Annotated in this window: 22 protein-coding genes; 14 read left to right on the forward strand and 8 right to left on the reverse strand. The window is 60.5% G+C overall.

Going from position 1 to position 23572, the window contains the following annotated elements; genetic code table 11:
* Window positions 1–62: 62 nt before the first annotated feature.
* Window positions 63–3773 (forward strand): methionine synthase, encoded by a 3711-nt coding sequence (gene metH / locus PFLQ2_RS11305; protein ID WP_003182853.1) that lies wholly within the window; start codon window positions 63–65, stop codon window positions 3771–3773.
* A 149-nt stretch (window positions 3774–3922) separates the two neighbouring features.
* Here the strand turns inward: metH and PFLQ2_RS28360 are convergent, their stop codons facing one another.
* Window positions 3923–5395, reverse strand: coding sequence for a reprolysin-like metallopeptidase (locus PFLQ2_RS28360; protein WP_003182856.1), 1473 nt, complete (start codon window positions 5393–5395; stop codon window positions 3923–3925).
* A 230-nt stretch (window positions 5396–5625) separates the two neighbouring features.
* On the opposite strand from PFLQ2_RS28360, the gene PFLQ2_RS11300 reads away from it, so the two are divergent.
* The 3 genes from PFLQ2_RS11300 (at window position 5626) to PFLQ2_RS11290 (ending at window position 8529) form a co-directional block, all read left to right on the forward strand.
* Window positions 5626–5844 (forward strand): DUF2970 domain-containing protein, encoded by a 219-nt coding sequence (locus tag PFLQ2_RS11300; protein WP_003182858.1) that lies wholly within the window; start codon window positions 5626–5628, stop codon window positions 5842–5844.
* A gap of 542 nt (window positions 5845–6386) precedes the next feature.
* The gene (locus PFLQ2_RS11295; protein WP_003182863.1) at window positions 6387–8045 is read left to right on the forward strand and encodes a nitrite/sulfite reductase; all 1659 of its coding nucleotides are present in this window, start codon (window positions 6387–6389) and stop codon (window positions 8043–8045) included.
* On the forward strand, window positions 8029–8529 hold the full coding sequence (locus tag PFLQ2_RS11290; RefSeq protein WP_003182866.1) for a DUF934 domain-containing protein: 501 nt from the start codon (window positions 8029–8031) through the stop codon (window positions 8527–8529). Before PFLQ2_RS11295 ends, PFLQ2_RS11290 begins: the two co-directional genes overlap by 17 nt.
* Window positions 8530–8719: 190 nt before the next feature.
* Here PFLQ2_RS11290 and sohB read toward each other — a convergent pair whose 3' ends face one another.
* On the reverse strand, window positions 8720–9751 hold the full coding sequence (gene sohB, locus PFLQ2_RS11285; protein ID WP_003182869.1) for a protease SohB: 1032 nt from the start codon (window positions 9749–9751) through the stop codon (window positions 8720–8722).
* A gap of 250 nt (window positions 9752–10001) precedes the next feature.
* Between sohB and PFLQ2_RS11280 the strand changes: the two genes are divergently transcribed.
* The 3 genes from PFLQ2_RS11280 (at window position 10002) to PFLQ2_RS11270 (ending at window position 12119) form a co-directional block, all read left to right on the forward strand.
* On the forward strand, window positions 10002–10712 hold the full coding sequence (locus PFLQ2_RS11280) for a histidine phosphatase family protein (RefSeq protein ID WP_003182881.1): 711 nt from the start codon (window positions 10002–10004) through the stop codon (window positions 10710–10712).
* 50 nt (window positions 10713–10762) lie between these two features.
* Window positions 10763–11077 carry an SCP2 sterol-binding domain-containing protein gene (locus tag PFLQ2_RS11275; protein ID WP_003182883.1) on the forward strand — a complete coding sequence of 105 codons (315 nt, stop codon included), beginning with the start codon at window positions 10763–10765 and terminating at the stop codon, window positions 11075–11077.
* A gap of 178 nt (window positions 11078–11255) precedes the next feature.
* Window positions 11256–12119, forward strand: coding sequence for a LysR family transcriptional regulator (locus PFLQ2_RS11270; RefSeq protein ID WP_003182885.1), 864 nt, complete (start codon window positions 11256–11258; stop codon window positions 12117–12119).
* Window positions 12120–12176: 57 nt separating this feature from the next.
* On the opposite strand, the gene PFLQ2_RS11265 is transcribed toward PFLQ2_RS11270, so the two are convergent.
* Window positions 12177–12410: a YdcH family protein gene (locus PFLQ2_RS11265; protein ID WP_003182886.1), complete on the reverse strand. Its 234-nt coding sequence runs from the start codon at window positions 12408–12410 to the stop codon at window positions 12177–12179.
* Window positions 12411–12626: 216 nt separating this feature from the next.
* Between PFLQ2_RS11265 and PFLQ2_RS11260 the strand changes: the two genes are divergently transcribed.
* On the forward strand, window positions 12627–13148 hold the full coding sequence (locus tag PFLQ2_RS11260) for a DUF4142 domain-containing protein (protein ID WP_003182888.1): 522 nt from the start codon (window positions 12627–12629) through the stop codon (window positions 13146–13148).
* A 66-nt stretch (window positions 13149–13214) separates the two neighbouring features.
* Here the strand turns inward: PFLQ2_RS11260 and PFLQ2_RS11255 are convergent, their stop codons facing one another.
* Window positions 13215–14144 (reverse strand): DMT family transporter, encoded by a 930-nt coding sequence (locus PFLQ2_RS11255; RefSeq protein WP_003182889.1) that lies wholly within the window; start codon window positions 14142–14144, stop codon window positions 13215–13217.
* 109 nt (window positions 14145–14253) lie between these two features.
* On the opposite strand from PFLQ2_RS11255, the gene PFLQ2_RS11250 reads away from it, so the two are divergent.
* The gene (locus PFLQ2_RS11250) at window positions 14254–15051 is read left to right on the forward strand and encodes an AraC family transcriptional regulator (protein ID WP_003182891.1); all 798 of its coding nucleotides are present in this window, start codon (window positions 14254–14256) and stop codon (window positions 15049–15051) included.
* Window positions 15052–15134: 83 nt separating this feature from the next.
* On the opposite strand, the gene PFLQ2_RS11245 is transcribed toward PFLQ2_RS11250, so the two are convergent.
* Window positions 15135–15890, reverse strand: coding sequence for an ArsR/SmtB family transcription factor (locus tag PFLQ2_RS11245; RefSeq protein ID WP_003182893.1), 756 nt, complete (start codon window positions 15888–15890; stop codon window positions 15135–15137).
* Window positions 15891–15972: 82 nt separating this feature from the next.
* On the opposite strand from PFLQ2_RS11245, the gene PFLQ2_RS11240 reads away from it, so the two are divergent.
* Window positions 15973–17094, forward strand: coding sequence for a cytochrome P450 (locus PFLQ2_RS11240; RefSeq protein WP_003182895.1), 1122 nt, complete (start codon window positions 15973–15975; stop codon window positions 17092–17094).
* A 12-nt stretch (window positions 17095–17106) separates the two neighbouring features.
* Here PFLQ2_RS11240 and PFLQ2_RS11235 read toward each other — a convergent pair whose 3' ends face one another.
* A complete protein-coding gene (locus PFLQ2_RS11235) occupies window positions 17107–17448 on the reverse strand; it encodes an FKBP-type peptidyl-prolyl cis-trans isomerase (protein WP_003182897.1) in 342 nt (113 codons plus the stop codon).
* 149 nt (window positions 17449–17597) lie between these two features.
* On the opposite strand from PFLQ2_RS11235, the gene PFLQ2_RS11230 reads away from it, so the two are divergent.
* On the forward strand, window positions 17598–18659 hold the full coding sequence (locus tag PFLQ2_RS11230; RefSeq protein WP_003182899.1) for a M4 family metallopeptidase: 1062 nt from the start codon (window positions 17598–17600) through the stop codon (window positions 18657–18659).
* Window positions 18659–18982, forward strand: coding sequence for a protealysin inhibitor emfourin (locus PFLQ2_RS11225; RefSeq protein ID WP_003182900.1), 324 nt, complete (start codon window positions 18659–18661; stop codon window positions 18980–18982). Before PFLQ2_RS11230 ends, PFLQ2_RS11225 begins: the two co-directional genes overlap by 1 nt.
* A 1-nt stretch (window position 18983) precedes the next feature.
* Here the strand turns inward: PFLQ2_RS11225 and PFLQ2_RS11220 are convergent, their stop codons facing one another.
* Window positions 18984–19292, reverse strand: a complete 309-nt coding sequence (locus PFLQ2_RS11220; protein ID WP_003182902.1) for an RcnB family protein — start codon at window positions 19290–19292, stop codon at window positions 18984–18986.
* A gap of 166 nt (window positions 19293–19458) precedes the next feature.
* Between PFLQ2_RS11220 and PFLQ2_RS11215 the strand changes: the two genes are divergently transcribed.
* The gene (locus PFLQ2_RS11215) at window positions 19459–20556 is read left to right on the forward strand and encodes a DNA alkylation repair protein (RefSeq protein ID WP_003182904.1); all 1098 of its coding nucleotides are present in this window, start codon (window positions 19459–19461) and stop codon (window positions 20554–20556) included.
* 6 nt (window positions 20557–20562) lie between these two features.
* On the opposite strand, the gene PFLQ2_RS11210 is transcribed toward PFLQ2_RS11215, so the two are convergent.
* Entirely contained in the window at window positions 20563–22641 is a 2079-nt protein-coding gene (locus PFLQ2_RS11210; protein ID WP_003182906.1) for a putative bifunctional diguanylate cyclase/phosphodiesterase, read from the reverse strand.
* Between the two features lie 286 nt (window positions 22642–22927).
* Between PFLQ2_RS11210 and PFLQ2_RS11205 the strand changes: the two genes are divergently transcribed.
* The gene (locus PFLQ2_RS11205) at window positions 22928–23569 is read left to right on the forward strand and encodes a DUF1345 domain-containing protein (protein ID WP_003182908.1); all 642 of its coding nucleotides are present in this window, start codon (window positions 22928–22930) and stop codon (window positions 23567–23569) included.
* Window positions 23570–23572 lie beyond the last annotated feature (3 nt).

Below are 23572 nucleotides of genomic sequence, written 5' to 3' on the forward strand. Positions count from 1 at the left end.
AAATCCCGCACAGGTTTGTTATCATCCCGGCTTTCGTAACAGTCTTTTTTCCAGGTAGTCCTATGTCCGATCGCAGCGCTCGCCTTTATCTCCTGCAGCAAGCCCTCAAGGAACGCATCCTGATTCTCGACGGCGGCATGGGCACGATGATCCAGAGCTACAAGCTGGAGGAACAGGACTATCGCGGCAAGCGTTTTGCCGACTGGCCGAGCGACGTCAAGGGCAACAACGACTTGCTGGTGCTCAGCCGCCCCGACGTGATCGGCGCCATCGAAAAAGCCTACCTGGATGCCGGCGCGGACATCCTGGAAACCAACACTTTCAACGCCACCCAAGTGTCCCAGGCCGACTACGGTATGCAGGGCCTGGCCTACGAGCTGAACCTGGAAGGCGCGCGCCTGGCCCGCAAGGTGGCCGACGCCAAGACCCTGGAAACTCCGGACAAGCCACGTTTCGTCGCCGGCGTGCTCGGCCCGACCAGCCGTACCTGCTCGCTGTCGCCCGACGTGAACAACCCTGGCTACCGCAACGTGACCTTCGATGAACTGGTGGAGAACTACACCGAGGCCACCCAGGGCCTGATCGAAGGGGGCGCCGACCTGATCCTGATCGAAACCATTTTCGACACTTTGAACGCCAAGGCAGCGATCTTCGCCGTGCAAGGTGTCTACGAAGAGCTGGGCGTCGAGCTGCCGATCATGATCTCCGGGACCATCACCGATGCCTCCGGCCGCACCCTCTCCGGCCAGACCACCGAAGCCTTCTGGAACTCCGTGGCCCACGCCAAGCCCATCTCCGTGGGCCTGAACTGTGCCCTCGGCGCCAGCGAGTTGCGCCCGTACCTGGAAGAACTGTCGAACAAGGCCAGCACCCATGTCTCGGCGCACCCGAACGCGGGCCTGCCCAATGAATTCGGCGAATATGACGAATTGCCGGCCGATACCGCGAAAGTCATCGAGGAATTCGCCCAGAGCGGTTTCCTGAACATCGTGGGCGGTTGCTGCGGCACCACCCCGGCGCACATCGAAGCCATCGCCAAGGCCGTGGCCGGCTACGCACCGCGCCAGATCCCGGAAATCCCCCGGGCTTGCCGCCTGTCGGGCCTGGAGCCGTTCACCATCGACCGCAGTTCGTTGTTCGTCAACGTCGGCGAGCGGACCAACATCACCGGCTCCGCCAAATTCGCCCGACTGATCCGCGAAGACAACTACACCGAAGCCCTGGAAGTGGCCCTGCAACAGGTCGAGGCCGGCGCCCAGGTGATCGACATCAACATGGACGAAGGCATGCTCGATTCGAAGAAGGCCATGGTGACCTTCCTCAATCTGATCGCCGGCGAACCGGACATCTCCCGCGTGCCGATCATGATCGACTCCTCGAAATGGGAAGTGATCGAAGCCGGTCTCAAGTGCATCCAGGGCAAGGGCATCGTCAACTCCATCAGCATGAAGGAGGGCGTCGAGCAGTTCATCCATCACGCCAAGTTGTGCAAACGCTACGGCGCCGCCGTGGTGGTGATGGCCTTCGATGAAGCCGGCCAGGCCGACACCGAAGCGCGCAAGAAAGAAATCTGCAAGCGCTCCTACGACATTCTGGTCAACGAAGTCGGCTTCCCGCCGGAAGACATTATCTTCGACCCGAACATCTTCGCCGTCGCCACCGGCATCGAAGAGCACAACAACTACGCGGTGGACTTCATCAACGCCTGCGCCTATATCCGCGACGAGCTGCCCTATGCGTTGACGTCGGGCGGCGTGTCCAACGTGTCCTTCTCGTTCCGTGGCAACAACCCAGTGCGCGAGGCGATTCACTCGGTATTCCTGCTGTATGCGATTCGCGCGGGCCTGACCATGGGCATCGTCAACGCCGGCCAGCTGGAGATCTACGACCAGATCCCGGCGGAACTGCGCGACGCCGTGGAAGACGTGATCCTCAATCGCACCCCCGAAGGCACCGACGCCCTCCTCGCCATCGCCGACAAGTACAAGGGCGATGGCAGCGTCAAGGAAGCGGAAACCGAGGAATGGCGCGGCTGGGAAGTCAACAAGCGCCTGGAACATGCGCTGGTCAAGGGCATCACCACCCACATCGTCGAAGACACCGAGGAGTCGCGCCAGTCCTTCGCTCGCCCGATCGAAGTCATCGAAGGCCCGCTGATGGCCGGCATGAACATCGTTGGCGACCTGTTCGGCGCCGGCAAGATGTTCCTGCCCCAGGTGGTGAAATCCGCGCGGGTGATGAAGCAGGCCGTGGCCCACCTGATCCCGTTCATCGAGGCGGAAAAAGGCGACAAGCCGGAGGCCAAGGGCAAGATCCTGATGGCCACGGTCAAGGGCGATGTCCATGACATCGGCAAGAATATCGTTGGCGTGGTGTTGGGTTGCAACGGCTACGACATCGTCGACCTGGGCGTGATGGTGCCGGCGGAGAAGATCCTGCAGGTGGCCAAGGAGCAGAAGTGCGACATCATCGGCCTGTCCGGCCTGATCACCCCGTCCCTGGATGAGATGGTGCACGTGGCGCGCGAAATGCAGCGTCAGGATTTCCACCTGCCGTTGATGATCGGTGGCGCGACGACCTCCAAGGCCCACACGGCGGTAAAAATCGAACCCAAGTACAGCAATGACGCCGTCATCTATGTCACCGACGCCTCCCGCGCCGTGGGCGTGGCCACGCAATTGCTGTCCAAGGAGCTCAAGCCGGCGTTCGTCGAGAAAACCCGCCTGGACTACATCGACGTGCGCGAGCGCACCTCCAATCGCAGCGCCCGCACCGAACGCCTGAGCTACGCCGCCGCCGTCGCCAAGAAACCGCAGTTCGACTGGAGCAGCTACCAGCCGGTCAAACCAACCTTCACCGGCGCACGGGTGCTGGACGACATCGACCTCAACGTCCTGGCCGAATACATCGACTGGACGCCGTTCTTCATTTCCTGGGACCTGGCCGGCAAATACCCGCGCATCCTCACCGACGAAGTGGTCGGCGAAGCCGCCACCGCGCTGTACGCCGATGCCCGGGCCATGCTGCGCAAGCTGATCGACGAAAAACTCATCAGCGCCCGCGCCGTGTTCGGCTTCTGGCCGGCCAACCAGGTGCATGACGACGACCTGGAAGTCTACGGCGAAGACGGCAAACCGCTGGCGCGCCTGCATCACCTGCGCCAGCAGATCATCAAGACCGACGGCAAGCCGAACTTCTCCCTGGCCGACTTCGTCGCACCCAAGGACAGCGGCGTGACCGACTACGTCGGTGGTTTCATCACCACCGCCGGCATTGGCGCCGAAGAAGTGGCCAAGGCCTACCAGGAAGCCGGCGACGACTACAACTCGATCATGGTCAAGGCCTTGGCCGACCGCCTCGCCGAGGCTTGCGCCGAATGGCTGCACCAGCAGGTGCGCAAGAACTATTGGGGCTACGCCCAGGACGAGAGCCTCGACAACGAAGCGCTGATCAAGGAGCAATACACCGGCATCCGCCCCGCTCCCGGCTACCCGGCCTGCCCGGACCACACCGAGAAAGCCACCCTGTTCCGCCTGCTCGACCCCGAGGCCAGCGAACTGAAGGCCGGACGCAGCGGCGTGTTCCTCACCGAACACTACGCCATGTTCCCGGCGGCAGCGGTCAGCGGCTGGTACTTCGCCCATCCCCAGGCGCAGTACTTCGCCGTGGGCAAGATCGACAAGGATCAGGTCCAGAGCTATACGGCGCGTAAAGGCCAGGAGTTGAGTGTGACGGAGCGTTGGTTGTCGCCGAATTTGGGGTATGACAACTAAGAACTAAGTCGGTGGCGATTGATGATGCTCTTCATATATATAGCGGTGTACATGAAGAGCGTCGTGAAAGCGGCGACAGGGCACAAGCCACCGACATTTGGCTGACTTCGCGAGGGCGTTAGTAATTATCCGCCACGTCTAACACAAAGTTACTTCTTAACAGAAATGGCGATATTGATAGGCACCTTCCAATCGGAGTTGGGCCTTCGAGCTTCAAGCTGGAGAAAGCCATTATAATAGCCCGCCGGCAGCGCCTCATTTCCACCATAGGGATAGTATTCCAGCCGAAGGTTCAAGGGATATATCGTGCATCCCGAAATGGCATTCATTCGCGAGACGCATTTATCCCCCCTCACGCGCCTTGCCCATAATTCGACACTGACATCATCCCCTCTGGCATTGCGCAGTTTCACATTAATTTTAGTGCCAGCATCGCTCCCTGAAGATGGTATTAACTCAGTCGGCCCCACCGCTGGGGAGAAGGTTACAAAGGCGCCCTCACGGCCTGATGAACCAGGCACGGCCAATTCAGCGTAGGCTTCAGATTGTTCTCCAGGAGAGCTGACAAGCATCATACGCAGGCCTGGTAGTTCCGGTCTGTAACCCGTCAATCGCGCCGTACTCTCACGCCAGACGCGGGCCATGTCGGCCGTCCTTGCACTTCCTATCGGCAAGCCGTAAGCATCATTGACGGCAGGTGTCGAATAGTAGAGGGATCGACTACCGGTACACATATTGGTTTTGGTTCTACCGTTGTTATAGCCATAGTTGTAGTCCGAACCGTTTGCCTCTTCGCAATGCTCCCCTCCGGCGTTATGCCCTATCTCATGGGCAAAAGTGGTGGTTGCATACCAGGCGCTAACGCTTGTGTATCCACGAAAATATGCTCTTCCCTGCTCTTGGCTGGTGCCCGCCGAAATGGCCGCGTTCACATCAGTTTTGTACCGATCCCGATAGGAGCTGAGAAGATTTTGCCAATTGGTCAATCCCTCGTCACTGGTATTGTGAGGCACATCAAAAACGCTAACGGCACCGAGTCGCAACGAAACTTCCCCGACACGCGAGTTTCGTAAGCTGAGATTGACCATTTCAACTTGCGCAAGCGCATAGGCAATGGGATCAACTCCCAGCTGATTCAGCGCATTGGCAGAATAAGCGAAGAGCATATCAATATAAGAGGGCCCGTCACTGGCCGTCTCCGGACGACCAATGTCTTCCTGTGATTTGACCGTATCGTTTTCCAACAAATCTTCAGCTGGCTCGGCGATGAATGTAAGGCGCCCCTGGGGGTCAACTTTTAACAAACCGTGCTTATCGGGCTCGTTGACGATTCCAACGACCGCCCCATCTGGAGACCGAACCACCACCAGCGAGCCTGCCTCCCCATCACGGGCATACAGATTGCCACTCTCAATCGTATAGCCCTGCTCAACGTGTATCGCCGAACGCTCAAAGCGGGCATCGCCAATCGCATTGGCATATACACTCGCCGACGTCGGTTGAGGTGTGTTCTCTTGGCTTTCGGTTGCCGCATTGCTTACCGGAAAACCCAAGAGAAAAAACAGCGTAGCCGTAGCGCAACGGTAAAAAACCGCGGACGTGGACGAGCTTCGGACGTTCATGGCTGATATCTTCGCAGGTGACAGGAGTCATCAGCGTGATCCAATCCCACCGGAGCGGATACTGACAGAAGTACCAGTAGCGACACGGGTCAGGAAGGCTTAGGTTTACTGATTTTCTGTCCGCGAAGGCGTTGGGGGAAGACCGGGAGCCAGGGATCCATGACCGAGGCCACCGCAGACTGCGATCTTTTGTCTATGCTTGTCCCACACACATGGCAGACGAGGGATTTATGGACGATCCAGTCGACAACAAGCCGCCAACCCTGTGGCAGATGATGCACAGCGTGCTGGCTGCCGCTTTCGGCGTGCAGAGCGGCAAGAACCGCGCCCGTGACTTCACCCACGGCAAGCCCAGTCACTTCGTGATATTGGGCATCGCGTTCACGGTGATATTCGCCCTGACGCTGTTTGGCATCGTCAAGCTGGTGGTGCATCTGGCGGGGTTATAAAACTCGCGGACACTACTTAACCCTGTGGGAGCGGGCTTGCTCGCGAAGGCGGTGTATCAGTCAGAATCATTTTTGACTGATGCACCGCCTTCGCGAGCAAGCCCGCTCCCACATTGGGTATTGAGTGTGATGAAAGACTATTGGTGACTGACCCAGAACACGGCGGTGCCCACCACCAGGATAATCAGGAACAAAATGGCCCAGGCATCAACGGTACTGTCGCTTTTCCTTGCTTTGGTCGGATTGCTCATTGCATCGCCTCTTGTCGGTTTTGTAGGTGATTGCATAGGGACTCGACCACAGTTAAGACGATGATTGCCCGTACGACAAATGTGGGTTAGGCAATAATCAATCTCATTAGTCGATTTGGTTCTTTGCATATACTCAAACATCACTTTTGCGCATAACTCAAAACAGGTATCTTGCATCGGCTCCTTTAGGAGTGCGCGGCCGTGCGCGCAGAATTGCCGAGGCAGAACCCGATTTCAGCGAGCCACCATGCAGCTGTTTCTGATCGGCCCAAGCCTGAGACCGAGACTTATATGTACGTATATGACGAGTACGATCAGCGAATCATCGAGGACCGCGTCAAGCAGTTCCGTGATCAGACCCGACGCTATCTGGCAGGCGAGCTGAGCGAAGAAGAATTCCGCCCCCTGCGCTTGCAGAATGGCCTGTATATCCAGCGTTTCGCTCCGATGCTGCGCGTGGCGGTGCCTTACGGCCAACTGACTTCGCGCCAGGTGCGCAAGCTGGCCCAGATCGCCCGTGACTACGACAAGGGCTACGCCCACATCAGTACCCGGCAGAACGTCCAGTACAACTGGCCGGCCCTGGAAGATGTGCCGCAGATCCTGGCCGAATTGGCTACCGTGCAGATGCACGCGATCCAGACCAGTGGCAACTGCCTGCGCAACGTCACCACCGACCAGTTCGCCGGCGTCGCGGCCGATGAATTGATCGACCCGCGTCCATGGTGCGAAATCGTCCGCCAGTGGACGACGTTCCACCCGGAATTCGCCTACCTGCCACGCAAGTTCAAGATCGCCATCAATGGCTCGACCTCGGACCGTGCTGCCATCGAAGTCCATGACATCGGCCTGGAGACGGTCTACAACGCCGCCGGCGAGCTGGGCTTCCGTGTGCTGGTGGGCGGTGGCCTCGGACGTACGCCGGTGGTCGGCGCGTTCATCAATGAGTTCCTGCCGTGGCAGGACCTGCTGAGCTACCTCGACGCCATCCTGCGGGTGTACAACCGCTACGGCCGTCGCGACAACAAATACAAGGCGCGGATCAAGATCCTGGTCAAGGCCCTGACGCCTGAAGTGTTCGCCCAGAAGGTCGAAGACGAAATGGCTCACCTGCGTGGCGGCCAGACCACCCTGACCGAAGCCGAAGTCCATCGCGTGGCCAAGCACTTCGTCGACCCCGACTACAAAGCCTTGAGCAATCAGGACGCCGAGCTGGCTGCCCTCGACAAAGAACATCCGGGCTTTGCCCGTTGGCGTACCCGCAATACCCTGGCCCACAAGAAGCCGGGCTACGTCGCGGTGACCTTGTCCCTGAAGCCGACCGGCGTTGCGCCGGGCGACATCACCGACAAGCAGCTGGACGCCGTGGCCGACCTGGCCGAGCGCTACAGCTTCGGCCAACTGCGCACTTCCCACGAGCAGAACATCATTCTGGCGGATGTTGAACAGAGCCAGTTGTTCACCCTGTGGGGCGAGTTGCGCGAGCAAGGTTTCGCCACCCCGAACATCGGCCTGCTGACCGACATCATCTGCTGCCCTGGCGGTGATTTCTGCTCCCTGGCCAACGCCAAGTCGATTCCCATCGCCGAATCGATCCAGCGTCGTTTCGACGACCTGGATTACCTGTTCGACATCGGTGAGCTGGACCTGAACATTTCCGGTTGCATGAACGCCTGTGGTCACCACCATGTCGGCCATATCGGCATCCTGGGCGTGGACAAGAAAGGCGAAGAGTTCTACCAGGTCTCCCTGGGCGGCAGCGGTAACCGTGACGCCAGCCTGGGCAAGATCCTCGGCCCGTCGTTTGCCCAGGATGACATGCCTGACGTGATCGAAAAGCTGATCGACGTGTACATTGAACAACGTACCGAAGACGAGCGCTTCATCGACACTTACCAACGTATTGGCATCGACCTCTTCAAGGAACGCGTCTATGCAGCGAATCATTAAGAACAACGAGGTCATCGACGAAACCTGGCACTTGTTGCCCAAGGATGCGTCCTTCGATGGTATCTCCAACTGCGATGACCTGATCGTGCCCCTGGCCCTGTGGCGTGATCATGGTCACGCCCTCAAGGCCCGCGATGGTGGCCTGGGCGTGTGGCTGGATGCCGACGAGGAAGCGGAAGAAATTGGCGATGACGCCAATCATTTTCAGGTTATCGCCCTGAATTTCCCAGCCTTTACCGATGGTCGCAGCTACTCCAATGCCCGCCTGTTGCGTGATCGCTATGGCTTCAAGGGTGAATTGCGGGCGATTGGCGATGTGCTGCGCGACCAGCTGTTCTATATGCGCCGCTGCGGTTTCGATGCGTTTGCCTTGCGCGCCGATAAAGACCCCTATGAGGCGCTCGAAAGCCTCAAGGACTTCTCGGTGACCTACCAGGCTGCCACTGACGAACCATTGCCGCTGTTTCGCCGCCGCTCAAGCTAAAAAGCTCCATGAAAAAGCCCTGGTCCGGGTTTCCGGTCCAGGGCTTTTTTGTGGGCGCTGATTACTGTGGGAGCGGAGCTTGCTCGCGAAGGCGGCGCATCTGAACAGATGATGTTGGATTTGCTGCCGCTTTCGCGAGCAAGCCCGCTCCCACAATGGGATTGTCAGTGACTCAACTCTGGAAACCCAGTTACCAGAAACGCTGCTGGGTAAGACGGCTCCACCAGCTCAGCAAGACCCGATCCACCGAACCGCTGGCCGCCATGCCGACGCGCTCTTGCAGGCTTTTACGCTCGGCGTAGTGCAGGTGATACAGCTCGGCGCCCTTGGCTCGTTCGGCCAGGTATTCATCGCTGGTCTTCAGCTCATCCACCAGGCCCTTGCCCAGCGCCGCGACACCCAGCCAGACTTCACCGGTCGCCACTTCATCGATGGCCAGCTGTGGGCGGTAGTTGGACACGAAGTTCTTGAACAGCTCATGGGTAATGTCCAGGTCTTCCTGGAATTTCTCCCGGCCCTTCTCGGTGTTTTCGCCGAACACGGTCAAGGTGCGCTTGTACTCACCCGCCGTCAGCACTTCGAAGTCGATGTCGTGCTTTTTCAGCAGCCGGTTGACGTTGGGCAGCTGCGCGACGACACCGATGGAGCCCAGGATGGCAAACGGGGCACTGATGATCTTCTCGCCAATGCACGCCATCATGTAGCCGCCGCTGGCTGCGACCTTGTCGATGCAGACCGTCAACGGCACGCCGGCCTGGCGGATACGCACCAGCTGCGACGAGGCCAGGCCGTAGCTGTGGACCATGCCGCCGCCGCTTTCCAGGCGCAGTACCACTTCATCCTTCGGGGTGGCGAGGGTCAGCAGCGCGGTGATTTCATGGCGCAGGCTCTCGGTGGCCGAAGCCTTGATGTCGCCGTCGAAATCCAGGACGAAGACCCGAGGCTTGACGGCCGGTTTGTCCTTGCGTTTCTTTTCGGCTTTTTCAACCTTGCCCTGTGTCTTGCGCAAGGCCTTGAGCTGATCCTTGTCCAGCAACGTCTGCTCCAGGCGCTCACGCAGGCCCTTGTAGAAATCGTTGAGCTTGCTCACCTGCAACTGGCCGGCCGATTTGCGCCGCCCTTTACTGCGCAACGCAGCGAAACTGGCCAGCACCACGAGGATGGCGATCACCAGTGTCACAGTCTTGGCCAGGAAACTGGCGTATTCGATGAAAAACTCCACAATGGCTCCTAATAATTCAATACGCCGCTCAAGCGCGGTGTTGCTGGTGCCCAGCATACCCATGCGCCCGCCTCGCGGCCAGCCATGAAACCTGCGGTAACCTTGCTGCGCGGCAGGCACTACGCCCTCCGCAAACGCCCTGCCCAGGGGCTGTAACAGGCATTTCAAACAAGCGTATGTTTTTTCATTGACAGCTCACCGCCATCCTCATAACCTCGCCAAACCTTCAACGTACCGGGATGACGCGGACGTGGGCAGCATCTATCTGATTCGACATGGCCAGGCCTCATTCGGTGCGGACGACTACGATGTCCTTTCACCTAACGGTGTACGCCAGGCGCAAGTGCTCGGTAGCCACCTGGCAGAGCTGGGTGTCGTATTCGATCGTTGCCTCTCGGGCGACCTGCGTCGCCAGCAAGACACCGCCACGGGCGCGCTGGGCCAGATGTCCGCCGCCGGGTTGCCGGTTCCTGAGTTGGAAATCGATGCCGCGTTCAACGAGTTCGACGCCGACGCGGTGATTCGCGCCCTGTTGCCGGACATGCTCGTGCAGGAACCGGAGGCCTTGGATATCCTGCGCAATGCCGCGCAGAACCGCGCCGAATTCCAGCGCATCTTCGCGTTGATCGTCGAGCGCTGGCTCAGCGGCCGTTACGATCCGCCCGGGCTGGAAAGCTGGCTCGGATTCGTCGAGCGGGTCCAGGCCGGCCTGCTGCGCATCCTGGCGCAAGCCGACAACAGCCACAAGATCGCCGTGTTCACTTCCGGCGGCACCATTACCGCCCTGCTCCACCTGATCATCCAGATACCGGCCCGACAGGCCTTCGAATTGAATTGGCAAATCGTCAACACCTCGCTCAACCACCTGAAATTCAGGGGCAGCGAGGTGGCCCTGGCTTCCTTCAACAGCCATGCCCATCTGCAACTGTTGAAGACCCCGGACCTCATCACCTTTCGCTGAGTCCGGATTACTGTAGACCCTTGCTGTACCACCCAAATAAGGATTGAACCATGACCTCCGTAGCCGACGCCGTACAAGCCATGAAAGCCAAGTTCAACCCAGCCGCCGCTGCCGGCCTGGACCTGGTCTTCGGTTTCCGCATCGATGACACCAAGAATTTCTCGCTGATCGTCAAGGACAGCACCTGCGAACTGCAGGAAGGTGAAAACCCGGACGCCCAGGTGACCCTGGTGATGGACGGCGAAACCCTGGAAGGCATCGTCAGCGGCGAAACCGACGGCATGCAAGCCTTCATGGGCGGCAAACTGCGCGCCGAAGGCGACATGATGCTGGCGATGAAACTGTCCGAGCTGTTCCCAAGCTGAGACAGCGCCCGCGTGCATCGCGGGCCTTGCGTTGCAGCTGAATCCCGCCCCGTGGCGGGATTTGTGTTTCTAGCGCTCCCCGATTCACATCCCATCCACAACCTTGACCCTGTGATTCCAGGTATCGGTGCGGGGTGGCAGCTCTTACAATGCCGGCTTCCCTTGCATCGGCCTGAACATGGACATCGACCTCGCCCGCACCTTCCTGGAAATCGTTCGCCATGGCAGCCTCGCCGCAGCGGCGCAAAAGCTGCACGTCACCCAGACGGCCATTACCGCCCGGGTACAGAAGCTCGAAAGCCAGCTCGGCTGCGCGCTGTTCGTACGCAACCGTGCCGGTGCTCGCCTGACCGCTGACGGCGAAGCCTTCGTAATCTACGCCAACCAACTGGTGCAAACCTGGGAAGCGGCCCGTCGTGACCTGCCGTTGCCTGAGGGCTACCGCAACGTCTTGCACCTGGGCGGCGAGGTCAGCCTGTGCAATCCGTTGATGCTCGCCTGGGCCGGTGAGCTGCGCCGGCAGATCCCAGGCCATGCCCTGCGCATGGACATCCGCGACGGTGAAAAACTGCTGCAACAGCTGGAGCTGGGCCTGTTGGATGCGGCGGTGGTGTATCAGCCCGAATACTGGCCACGCCTGCAAGTGGAACAACTGCTGGAAGAAAAACTCATCCTGGTGCGCCTGGCCGCCCGCTCCGAACCCTACGTGTACATCGACTGGAGCGCGGATTTCCGGCGCCAGCACGACACCGCGCTACCGGACAAGGCCAAGGCCGCCGTGACCTTCAACCTCGGCCCCCTGGCCTTGCAGTACATTCTGGAAAATGGCGGCAGCGGCTACTTCCGTACCCGCGTTGTGCAAAGTTACCTGGACAGCGGCATCCTGGAACGGGTGCCCAAGGCGCCGGAATTCAACTACCCCACCTACCTGGTGTACTCCCGGGACCGGGATTCGGCGGCATTGCAGCAGGCGTTCGAGGTGTTGCGAGAGATCGTCAAGACCGGCAGTGACTGGTCGCAACGCTGGGATCCGCTGACGTGAAGGCCCGCGGTGCCAGGCTTGCCGGAATCAGCAAGCCTGGCGACAGTCAGAACGGCCTCAGGAGGGTCGTTGCAACTTTTCCAGAATCTGGTCTTTGATCGACAGGCGCCTTTCCTTGAGCTTCTTGAGTTCGTCGTCCAGGCTGGCCCCGGCCTCGGCTTCAAGCACTGCCTTGTCGATGTCGGCATATTTATCGAAGAGCGTATTGAGCCTGGGGTCCTTGGCCCGCCGCAGCTGAATGTCTTCTTTGCTCCAGTGCAGGTCCTGGGTCAAGTCATGAGTCACAGGCATGGGATACCTCCATCGATAGGTCAGTGGCAGACGTCTTTACGACGCTCGTCGATTATCAGAATGGCCTCGTCGACCGGGTTCTGTCGACCGCTAATCCGACCAGTGGTGACCGTTCGTCGTACTGGAACGCGTTGCGATCAAACCTTTGCGCACGCAGGTGCCTCCATTGAACAGAGGCGGCAACGACCGCTTTTACAACCTGTGTGGAGACTAACTATGGACGGATTTACCCTGCGTCAACTCGGCCTGGCAGTTGCCTTGAGTACCAGCATGGGCATGGCCTGGGCCGCGACTTCCAATGATTTCGTCGACAACGCGGCGGCCGGTGGCATTGCGGAAATCGAAACCAGCAAACTGGCGTTGCAAAAAAGCGCCTCGGCGGACGTCAAGGCATTCGCCAATACGATGATCACCGACCATACCAAAGCCAACGAAGAGTTACTTTCCCTGGCGAAAAAATACGACATCGAAGTACCAGATGAAACCACTCTGGTGAAGAAGGCCAAGGCCAAGATCCTCGATATGCGTGACGAGTCTTTTGACGCGGCCTACGCCAACAACCAGGTCATGGCCCACGAAGAAACCATCGCCCTGTTCAAGAAGGAAGCCGAGACCGTCACCGACGACAAGAAGCCCGGCAACACCGAACTCAAGGCATTTGCCCAGAAACTGTTGCCCGCTCTGCAACATCACTTGGAAGAAGCCAAGAAGCTTCAAGCCGCTCATCCAAGCAAGTAACGCACAGCCGACAAAAAAGCCCACCCGCACTTCAACTACGGGTGGGCTTTCTTATGGATGCTTCGGTTAATTTCGACGCAATACCAGCCATTGTCCCCAGCGTTGGCGAAACCAGCCGTAGCCACTGACCAGCAAAATCCCGCCCAGAACCAACGCCGCCCCGACGATGAAGTTAGGTTCCAGTGGCTCATCCAATAGCCAGACACCGAAGCCGATGCCATACAGCGGCGTCATGAACGACAGTACGCCCAGTTGCGAAGCAAGATAGCGCCGCAGCAACGAGAACCAGATCAGGAAACTGGCGAACGACACCAGCAGCACCTGGAACGCCAGGCTCGCCAGTAATTGCGGCGTGGGATTGATCGTCGTTTGGCCCACCGCCATCGACATCCCGATCAACAGCACCCCAGCGCCCACCAATTGATACAACAGCGTCTGGCTGGCTGGCAGGTCGGTCAACCGCGAGCAACGGACCGTCACCGTGGTAGCGCCCCACAGCGCACCGGCCAGCAAGCCCATGCCGTCGCCGAGCAGTGAACTGCCGCTGCCCGCGCCCGAGGCGCCACTGAAGGCCACCACGATTCCACTGAATGCCACCGCGATGCCCAGCCATTGCGCCGGCTTGAGGCGTTCGCTGGGCAGTCTCCAGTGCAAGCCAAGGGCGGCGAACATCGGCGCGGTGTACAGGAAGATCACCATGTGCGAAGCCGTCGTATGCCGCAGGCCTTCGCCCACCAGCACGAACTCCAGGGCAAACAGCAAGCCCACCAGCATGCCCGGACGCCAACTGCCATCGGCCATGGACAGGCGCTCACCGCGCACCAACACCAGCAACCAGACCAGCAGCGCAGCGATGGCGGAGCGCACACCCAGCTGAAGCATCGGCGCCATGTCGGCGGCGCTGGCCTTGATGGCGACTTGCTGGAAGCCCCAAATGGCGCAAAGGCCGGTCATCAAGGCGCAGACCTGGCCATCCAGGGCGCGGCGGGTGGTCATGGGAATAATCCTTTGTCTGGAATCGATGAAAGGATTGTCTGCCTGGCATCTTTGCTGGATATAGTGTTTATCCGACAAACCATCCCGGTATTCCGTCAGAGCCACCGCCATGCACATTCCCGCGCAACATTTGCGGATCCCGCCGTTCGAAACGGCGCTGCCCGCACCGATCTATTTTCGCAGCGCCTGCATGCCGGCCCATGCCACTTATCCACGGCACCGGCATGCCTGGGGCGAGTTCGTCTATTCGTACAGTGGGGTGATGGAGATCGAGACCGCGCACCACCATTATCTGGCGCCACCGCAATACGGTATCTGGCTGCCGCCGGATCTGGAGCATGTCGGATTCAATCGGCACGAGGCCTGCCATTGTTCGTTGTACCTGGCGGCTGAACTGTGCGACGCGTTGCCCGCTGCGCCTTGCGCGTTGACCCTAAGCCCGTTGATCCGCGCCCTTCTCGAAGAACTGCGCAGCGACCCGCCGAGCCAGCCGCAGACCGTTCAGCAGCAACGCCTGTTGCAGGTGCTGGTGGACAAGCTGGGCCAGGCGCCGCATGTCGGCAGCTACCTGCCCTCTTCCGATGACCCGCTTCTTGGCCCGGTGCTACGGGCATTGGAGGCCAACCCCGGCGATCTACGTTCGCTGCCGGAACTGGCCCGCGCCGCCAACACCACCGAACGCACCCTGATGCGCAGGGCCCAACGGGACCTGGGCATGTCCTTGGTGGAATGGCGCCAGCGCCTGAAGGTCATCGAAGCCCTCGCCCTGCTTGAACGAGGCCAGACCGTGGAAACCATCGGCCTGGACCTGGGCTATAGCAGCGCCTCGGCGTTTATCAGCATGTTTCGCAAGATGATGGGGACCACGCCGGATGAGTATCGACGCAGGCATTTGACCCAGGCATGACTGGCTGGCGATGGCGCTGCTGAAACCGCCTTCGCGAGCAAGCTCGCTCACACAGGGCTCCCAGGTATCGACAAAATCCATGGTTAACGCAATTCCACTGTGGGAGCGGGCTTGCTCGCGAAAGCGTCAGTGGGTTCGACATCCATTTGCGCACTCACCCCAAACCGCCCCGCCATCTCCCGACGGCCACTGGCCGTCAGCCCCAACGCCCGGCTATCCAGATCCTGGATCAACCACTTGCGCTTGATCGCCAGCTGCAACAACGCCGCCCCCAGCGCCCCGCCCAAGTGCGGGCGGCGCATGCTCCAATCCAGGCACGGGCAGGCGAACCGGCGCCGCTGAATGGCCAGGGCTTGCACATCGATGCCCAACCCCGCGAACAGCCCTTCGCCGGCTTCGCTCAGGCGATAGTCGGGGCCTTCCCCTTCCACCAGCCAGCCGGCCTCGATCATGTGATCATGCAACCGCACCGCCAGCGTGCCGGCCATGTGGTCGTAACAGGTGCGGGCAAATTGCAGGCGATCCGGCGTGCGTGGCGTGAAGGTCGGCGCGGCGTTCTGGCCGATCACCATCAGCGCTTCGAGGGCCTGGGCGACGCGCGGGTCCGCCAGGCTGTAATAGCGATGCCGGCCCTGGATATGCAGGCGCACCAAGGCCAAGTCCTTGAGCTTGGCCAGGTGAGCGCTGGCGGTGGAAGCACTGACCTCGGCAATGCTCGCTAATTCGGTGCTGGTGCGGGCGTGGCCGTCCATCAATGCACAGAGCATTCGGGTGCGGGCCGGTTCAGCAATGGCGGCGGCTACCTGGGACACGCCCACATCATGATGTTCTGCGTTCATATTTCGCTCCACGACGAATCAAGCCATGCATCGACTGGAGATAGTAGCAACACTTTCTCCCTGACGAACAAGGCAGCGCTTCATGGACCCGATCATCGCCGCAACCCACCCCGATCCCTACCCTTACTACGCAAGCCTGCGGGCCAAGGGCGGGCTGACCTTCGACCGGCCATCGAACCTGTGGATCGCCAGCAGCGCCGAGGCGGTATGCGCGGTGCTGCGTCACCCCGATTGCCAGGTGCGCCCCGCCGATGAGCCGGTGCCAAAGGCGATTGCCGAGGGGCCTGCCGGCCGGGTGTTCGGGCAGTTGATGCGAATGAACGAAGGAGAACGGCATCGCTGCCCACGTGCGGCGATTGCGCCGGGGTTGCAGGACGTTGATCCACAGCGCATTGAGGATCTGGTCAGGGCACGTTTCCTCAGGGAAGGCGCCGAAGGCCTGCGCCAGGCCCAATTCATCGGACCGGTCAGCGTGATAGCGGCGTTGCTGGGTTTCAATCCGGCGGACAGTCGGCTGGTCAGCGAACTGACGACCGATTTCGTCGCCTGCCTGTCGCCCCTGAGCGATGCAACGCAACTGGCGGCCGCCCACCGGGCCAGCGAGCAACTGGCAAGGTTGTTTAACGAACGGACCGAGGCGCGAGACAACCCATTGTTGATGGGCATTGGCCAGGGCTTCGAGGGCGCCGATCCGGATAATCGGGTCGCCAACCTGATCGGCCTGCTCTCGCAAACCTTTGACGCCACGGCAGGCCTGATCGGCAATGCGCTGCTGGCGCTGATACGCAATCCGGAGTTGCATCAAACACTCAAGGACGATGCCACACAGATCAGCCCGTTGCTGGCCGAAATCCAGCGCTTCGACCCGCCCGTGCAAAACACCCGCCGCTTCGTCGCCGCACCTTGCCAGATTCTCGGCACCGCGCTGGAACCCGCCGCGACGATCCTGGTGCTGCTGGCCTCGGCCAACCGCGATCCCCAGCTCAATCCGCAGCCGGATGCCCTGCTGCTGGAGCGCGCGAACCGCCGCAGTTTCAGCTTCGGTACCGGCCGCCACGAATGCCCGGGGCAAACTCTGGCGCTGGAGATCGCCCGCGCCACGCTGGGTACGATACTTGCGCGAGAACTGTCGCTGGACCGATTGGCCTGGCGCTACCGCCCCTCTCTCAACGGACGCATCCCGCAGTTCAGCGACCGGCCCTGAGCGAAGCGCCCATCAATCGTCTCGGGTCAGTACTTCCAACAGCTCTATTTCGAAGATGAGGTTGGCGTTGGGCTTGATGTGCGCGCCCATGGACCGCTCACCGTAGGCAAGATGGGCCGGCACCAGCAGCTTGCGCTTGCCGCCGACTTTCATGCCCATGAGGCCAAGGTCCCAACCCTTGATAACGCGTCCGGTACCGATGACGCACTGGAAGGGTTTGCCGCGACTGTAGGACGAATCGAATTCGGTGCCGTCCTCCAGCGTGCCGCGATATTGAGTGGTAATCAGCGCACCTTTGACTACGCTTTTACCGTCGCCCTGTTCCAGGTCGATGATTTGCAGTTCTTCGTTCATGGGGCGTTCCCGAGTGATCCAAGGCGCGGGTTTTCGCAGAATTGCGGGCATCTGGCAATCTTTTGTGGCAAGGGAGCTCCTGAGGGAACCGCAGCGGCCACTTCGGTTCACATGGGTATCGTCCCTGCATTTCAGATAAGGATTTTCTGATGATCGACTCTCGCCCCCTCCACAGCTTCATTCCTCCCTACATCCTCAACCGCATCATCGCCCACGGCTCCGAACAGCAACGTTCCAGTGCCCTCGGCACGCTGACCCACGTGCGCAGCCTGCGGCACAATCCCGGCCCACCCGGCAATCTTCCCGCCGCCGCGAAACTGCCCAAGCGCGACAAGGCCGGTCATCCGCAGCGCGCCGTGCATGACGCCCAAAACACCATGGAACTGCCCGGCCAACCGATACGCCTGGAAGGCCAGGCAGCCAGCGGCGACCCGGCCGTGGACGAGGCCTATGATGCCCTCGGAGCCACTTACGACTTTTTCTGGAAAGTGCTGGGCCGCGACTCCATCGACAACAAAGGCTTTGCCCTGGTGGGCAGCGTGCATTACGGCCAGGGCTACGAAAACGCCTTCTGGAATGGCGCGCAGATGGTGTTCGGCGATGGCGACGGTGAAATTTTCCAGCGCTTCACCCGATCCCTGGACGTCGTGGCCCATGAGCTGGCCCATGGGGTCACTGAAAGCGAAGCCGGGTTGATCTACGCCAATCAGTCCGGTGCGTTGAACGAGTCCATCTCCGATGTGTTCGGCTCGCTGGTCAAGCAGTTCGTGCTCGAACAGACCGCCGACCAGGCGGACTGGTTGATCGGCGCCGACCTGCTCACCGACAAGATCAACGGCGATGGCCTGCGCAGCATGTCCAACCCCGGCACCGCCTATGACGACCCGCTGCTGGGCAAAGACCCACAACCGGCGCACATGCGCGAGTTCGTCATCACCCGTGAGGACAACGGCGGCGTGCACATCAACTCGGGGATTCCCAATCGCGCCTTTTATCTGACGGCGACCACGCTGGGCGGATTCGCCTGGGAAAAGGCCGGGCGGATCTGGTATGAAACCTTGTGCGACAGAAGACTGGCCAACGACGCGTCCTTCAGCGCCTTCGCCCGCTTGACCGTCGAGCACGCCCGCCAGCGATTCGGTACGCGGGAAGTGCAGGCGGTGCAGAACGGCTGGCTGCAGGTCGGCGTCGACCTGACACAGGAGAGCTGATGAAAAACCTTCCAGACCTCGACGACAACGCTGTGGTACGGCTGTCACGCCAAGGTGGCGTGGCGGCCATCCATGCACTGACCCGCCCACGGGAAATCGAATTCGCCCAATGCGACCTCGACCAGCGCACCCGCATCTGTTCGGTGCTGGAAGGTTGTCTGCCGTTGACCTCGTCCACACCCGGGCGAGGCGACCAGCGCTTCTTCCAGATCGAAGTGCGTTACCGCGCCAACGACCAGGATGACGAAATGGTGATGCAGGTGCCTGAGGACCAGGCACCCGGCGAACTGGTGCACTTGTGGGACAAGGGCGAAGTGCTCTGAGCTAGCGCGTGGCCGGCACGATCTTGACGATTGCGCCGGACACGGTTTCGATCAGCAGATACTTATCATCGATATGCACCCATTGCTGCTCTTCTGTCGGCTGCTCGAGCTTTTTCTGTTTCCAGTCTTTCATGGCTTTGTCCGCACGCTGGTAGTCGGCCGGTACCCGGTCGTTCTCTACCAGCCGGCGGCCATTGCTCGGCGAATGCTCAAGAGCGTCTCCTGTCTTCTCGACCGCTTGCGCAACAGGCCCAAGGGCTCCGAGGCCGGCAATCAGGACCAGGCTGGCGATCAGGGTTGGTTTGCGCATAGAAAAAACTCCAGTTATACGAAGGACTGAATCTGGGACTTCGCGGGCGGCGAATCATTCCTTTTAATGTAGCGCCTTGAAGCTGGGAGAAGCGCCACCACGGGTTATGCCTGGCATGGCATAGTGGCGAGCCTTTGGACTACAACCTGCGCCGGACGGACCCACCATGAGCACCACCGCATCACCAGCCCTCAAGGAAATCTTCAACAGCGCCCGCCTGGAACACATCGCCAGCGAAATGCGCGCGGTGTATCCGGACTTCGATGCCAAGGGGTTCTTGCACATGGCCAATGACGGACTGGCCGGGTTGTCAGTGATGCAGCGCATGGCCCGGGTCAGCGAATGCTTGCATGCGGTGTTGCCCCTCAGCTTTGAGGCATCGCTGGACGTGCTGCGCGAGGTCGCACCGCGCCTGAACAGCGCTTTTGTCAGCATGTTTTTACCCCACTATGTGGCGTCTTACGGTCGGCACGCCTTCGACCCGTCCCTGGACGCGCTCAAGTACTTCACCCGGTTCGGCTCCTCGGAGTTTGCGGTGCGGCATTTCTTGCGCGACGACCTGGAGCGCACCCTCAAGGTCATGCATGAATGGGCCCTGGATGCCAACGAGCACGTGCGCCGACTGGCCAGCGAAGGCAGCCGGCCACGCTTGCCATGGTCGTTTCACCTTGAGCCGATCCAGGCCAACCCCGGACTTGCCGCCGGGATCCTCGACGCACTCAAGGCCGACAGCAGCCTTTACGTGCGCAAGTCAGTGGCCAACCACCTCAATGACGTGACCAAGGCACATCCGGATTGGGTGTTGGACCGGATCGAGGGCTGGCCGCTCGACAATAGCCACACCCGATGGATTGCCCGACACGCGCTGCGCAGCCTGATCAAACAAGGGAATGCCAGGGCGCTGGCTGTCATCGGAGTGGGCGGCAAGGCACACGTCCATATCCTGGATTTGCAAGTGAGCCCTGCAGTGATTCGCCTGGGAGACCAGATCACCCTGTCGTTCAAGGTGCAATCAACCCTCGGACAGGAGCAGCGCTTGGTGATCGATTACGCCATCGACTACGTGAAGGCTTCCGGCGGCACCTCAGCCAAAGTCTTCAAGCTCAAGACCTTCGACCTGCCCGCCCAGGGCTGCATCAGCCTCAGCCGCTCCCAATCCATCCGCGAGTTGACCACCCGCCGGCACTACGCCGGCCGGCACGCGGTGCACCTGCTGGTCAACGGCGAGCGATTGGGCAGCACGGCATTCGACATTCTTTCCTGAGGCGTATCAGGCCATCGCCACGTGTTGCGCCTGGCGTATGTCGTGGATGAAACGTTCGGCAGGCTGCGGATGGCCAAGCAGGTAGCCCTGCAGCGAATCGCAGCCCAACTTCGTCAGGAAGCTCTGCTGCACGTCGGTTTCCACCCCTTCGGCGACGATCCGCAGGCCCAAGGCCTGGCCGAGGGCAACGATGGCCGAAACGATGGCCGCGTCATCGCTGTCGTGTTCCAGGTCACGGACAAAGCCCCGGTCGATTTTCAGCTCGTTGGCCGGCAGGCGCTTGAGGTACATCAGGCTCGAATAGCCAGTGCCGAAGTCGTCGATGGATAGGTCCACGCCCATGTCCGAAAGCTGTTGCAGCACCGTCATGCTGGCGTCCGCATCGCTCATGGCGGTGGTCTCGGTGATTTCCAGGGTCAGGCTGTTGGCTGGCAAATGATGAGTCTGCAGCGCCTTGGCCACGCTCTGCACCAACCCGGCGTGGCAGAACTGCAAGGCCGAGAGGTTCACCGCGATACGCCAATCGGTATAACCGAGCACGTACCATTCGCGCATCTGGCGACAAGCTTCGTTCAGCACCCATTCGCCGATGGGAATGATCAAACCGGTCTTTTCCGCCAAGTCGATAAAGGTGTCGGGCATCAACTGCCCCTGGGTCGGATGGGCCCAGCGCAACAACGCCTCGGCTCCGACCGGGCGGCCATTGGCGGCGTCGAACTTGGGCTGGTAATGCAGGCTGAACTGCCGCTGCTCCACGGCGATGCGCAAGTCCTGCAGCAACTGCAACTGCTTGCGGGCGTTGCTGTTCATCGAGGCGTCGAAAAAACTGTAGCCGTTCTTGCCGGCGCCCTTGGCGTGGTACATCGCCGCGTCCGCATTCATCAGCAATTCATCGGCGCTCTGGCCGTTGCCGGGGAAAAGCGCAATGCCGACACTCGCAGAGATCTGCAAGTCATGTTCAGCCACCCGGAACGTGCGGGCGATCAAGCCGACCTGACGCGCCGCCAGTCGCAAGGCGTCGTCGGGCTCGGCCAGTTGCACCAGTAACACGAACTCATCGCCGCCGATCCGCGCCAGCGTATCCTGGCTGCGCAAGTCTTCACGCAGGCGCAGGGCCACGTCCCGCAGCAGCAGATCACCCATGTGGTGACCGAAGGCGTCGTTGACCGGCTTGAAGCCATCGAGGTCGATGAACATCAAGGCAAAGCAGCCGCCCTGCTCCTGGACTCGATGCATCGCCTGGCTGATACGATCGGCCAGGAGCACGCGGTTGGGCAATCCGGTCAGTGGGTCGTGCAGGGCCAGTTGGGTCAGTTCCCGATTGGCCTGGGTCAGGGATTGGGCCAGTTCGGCAGTCCGGGCTTCCATGCGCGCGTCAAGAATAGAGGTCAGCAAGGCGATGGCCAGTACCGCCAGCGTGGTGATCAGCACCACATTGTCCAGGCCCTTGCCACTCAAGCCGTCCAGGGAACCGCAAAAGCTGCCATCGCGAAATTGCGCCCCGGCCATGCCGGTGTAGTGCATGCCGACAATGGCGATGCCCATGACCACCGCCGCGCCCGCGCGAGCCAGGCGCACATGGGGCGTGTTGCGGCGCAAGCGAAAGGCAATCCACAGCGCGGCCGCCGAGGCGCCGACGGCAATCATCAGCGAAGCCCCGAACAACGTCGGGTCATAATCGATGCCTGGCTGCATCCGCAGCGCGGCCATGCCGGTGTAATGCATGGCGCTGATGCCGGCACCCATGATCAGCGCGCCGAAGGCCAACTGCCACACGGGCAAACGCGGCTGGCTGACCAGCCACAAGGCAAATCCACAGGAAAGGATGGCGATCAACAGCGACAGCGCGGTGATCGACAGGTCATAGCCAAGCTCCACCGGGAGCGTGAACGCCAGCATGCCGATGAAATGCATGGACCACACGCCCACCCCCATCGCCAACGCGCCACCTACCATCCACGCATGCGCCGCGCGCCCCTGGGTGGTGGCGATACGCCCGGCCAGATCCAGTGCGGTGTAGGAAGCCAGTACGGCAACAAACACGGAGATTGAAACAAGGGCGGGGGAATAACTGCCGATCAGCATGGTTTTTCTCGTGACTGCAAAGCCGAACTGCTTCCATGCCCGGTTGAAAGGTGGCGATTGTACGCAATCGTATCGCCGACGCACTGTTCAAATGTCAAAAAGCCATCAACGCTCGAATATTTTCGACGAAAGACATTTCGCCTGCCCATTTCGGACGCCTTGGATCCATAATCCCGCCTCAGTCCCCTTCCACAGGGTTTGGAGTTGATTCAATCGATGGCAATAACAGGCCCGCCGCGCGCGTGATGGCTCATACTCGGCGCACCTTTCTCGAACAGTGATTGCCATGCCTTTCCTCGCCCGCACTCACCCGCGTCTTTCCAGTGCCACGGTCCTTGGCCTGGCTGTCGGCATCCTGGCGCCTGTGGACGCTATCCTCAGCAAGGTCCTGATCGGCTGGAACGCCGGGGTCTGGACTTACCTGATCCTGATGTTCTGGCTCACCGTCCGGGCCAAGGCGCCCGACGTCAAGCGCATCGCCGAAATCGAAGATGAAAATGCCGGACTGGTCCTGCTGATGGTCTGCATCGCCGCATTGGCCAGCCTGGCGACCATCACCTTCGAACTGACCGGCAGCCGCGACCTGCAAACCGCCGGCAAACTCCTGCATTACGGTTTTACAGCAATGACGGTGATCGGTTCGTGGCTGCTGATCGGGGTGATCTTCAGCGTTCACTACGCGCGGTTGTATTACACCTGGGAAGGCAAGGAGCCCGCCCTGCGGTTTGCCGAAGGGCTGACCACGCCCAACTATTGGGATTTCCTGTACTTCTCTTTCACCATTGGAGTGGCGGTACAAACATCGGACGTGGGGGTGGCCACGCGGCAGTTGCGCAAGATCGTACTGGCGCAGTCGTTGATCGGCTTTTTGTTCAATACGGCGATTCTTGGATTTTCGGTCAATATTGCGGCGGGGTTGTTTAACTAAAGA

The organism is Pseudomonas fluorescens Q2-87, from assembly GCF_000281895.1.
Taxonomy (GTDB): Bacteria; Pseudomonadota; Gammaproteobacteria; order Pseudomonadales; family Pseudomonadaceae; genus Aquipseudomonas; species Aquipseudomonas fluorescens_S.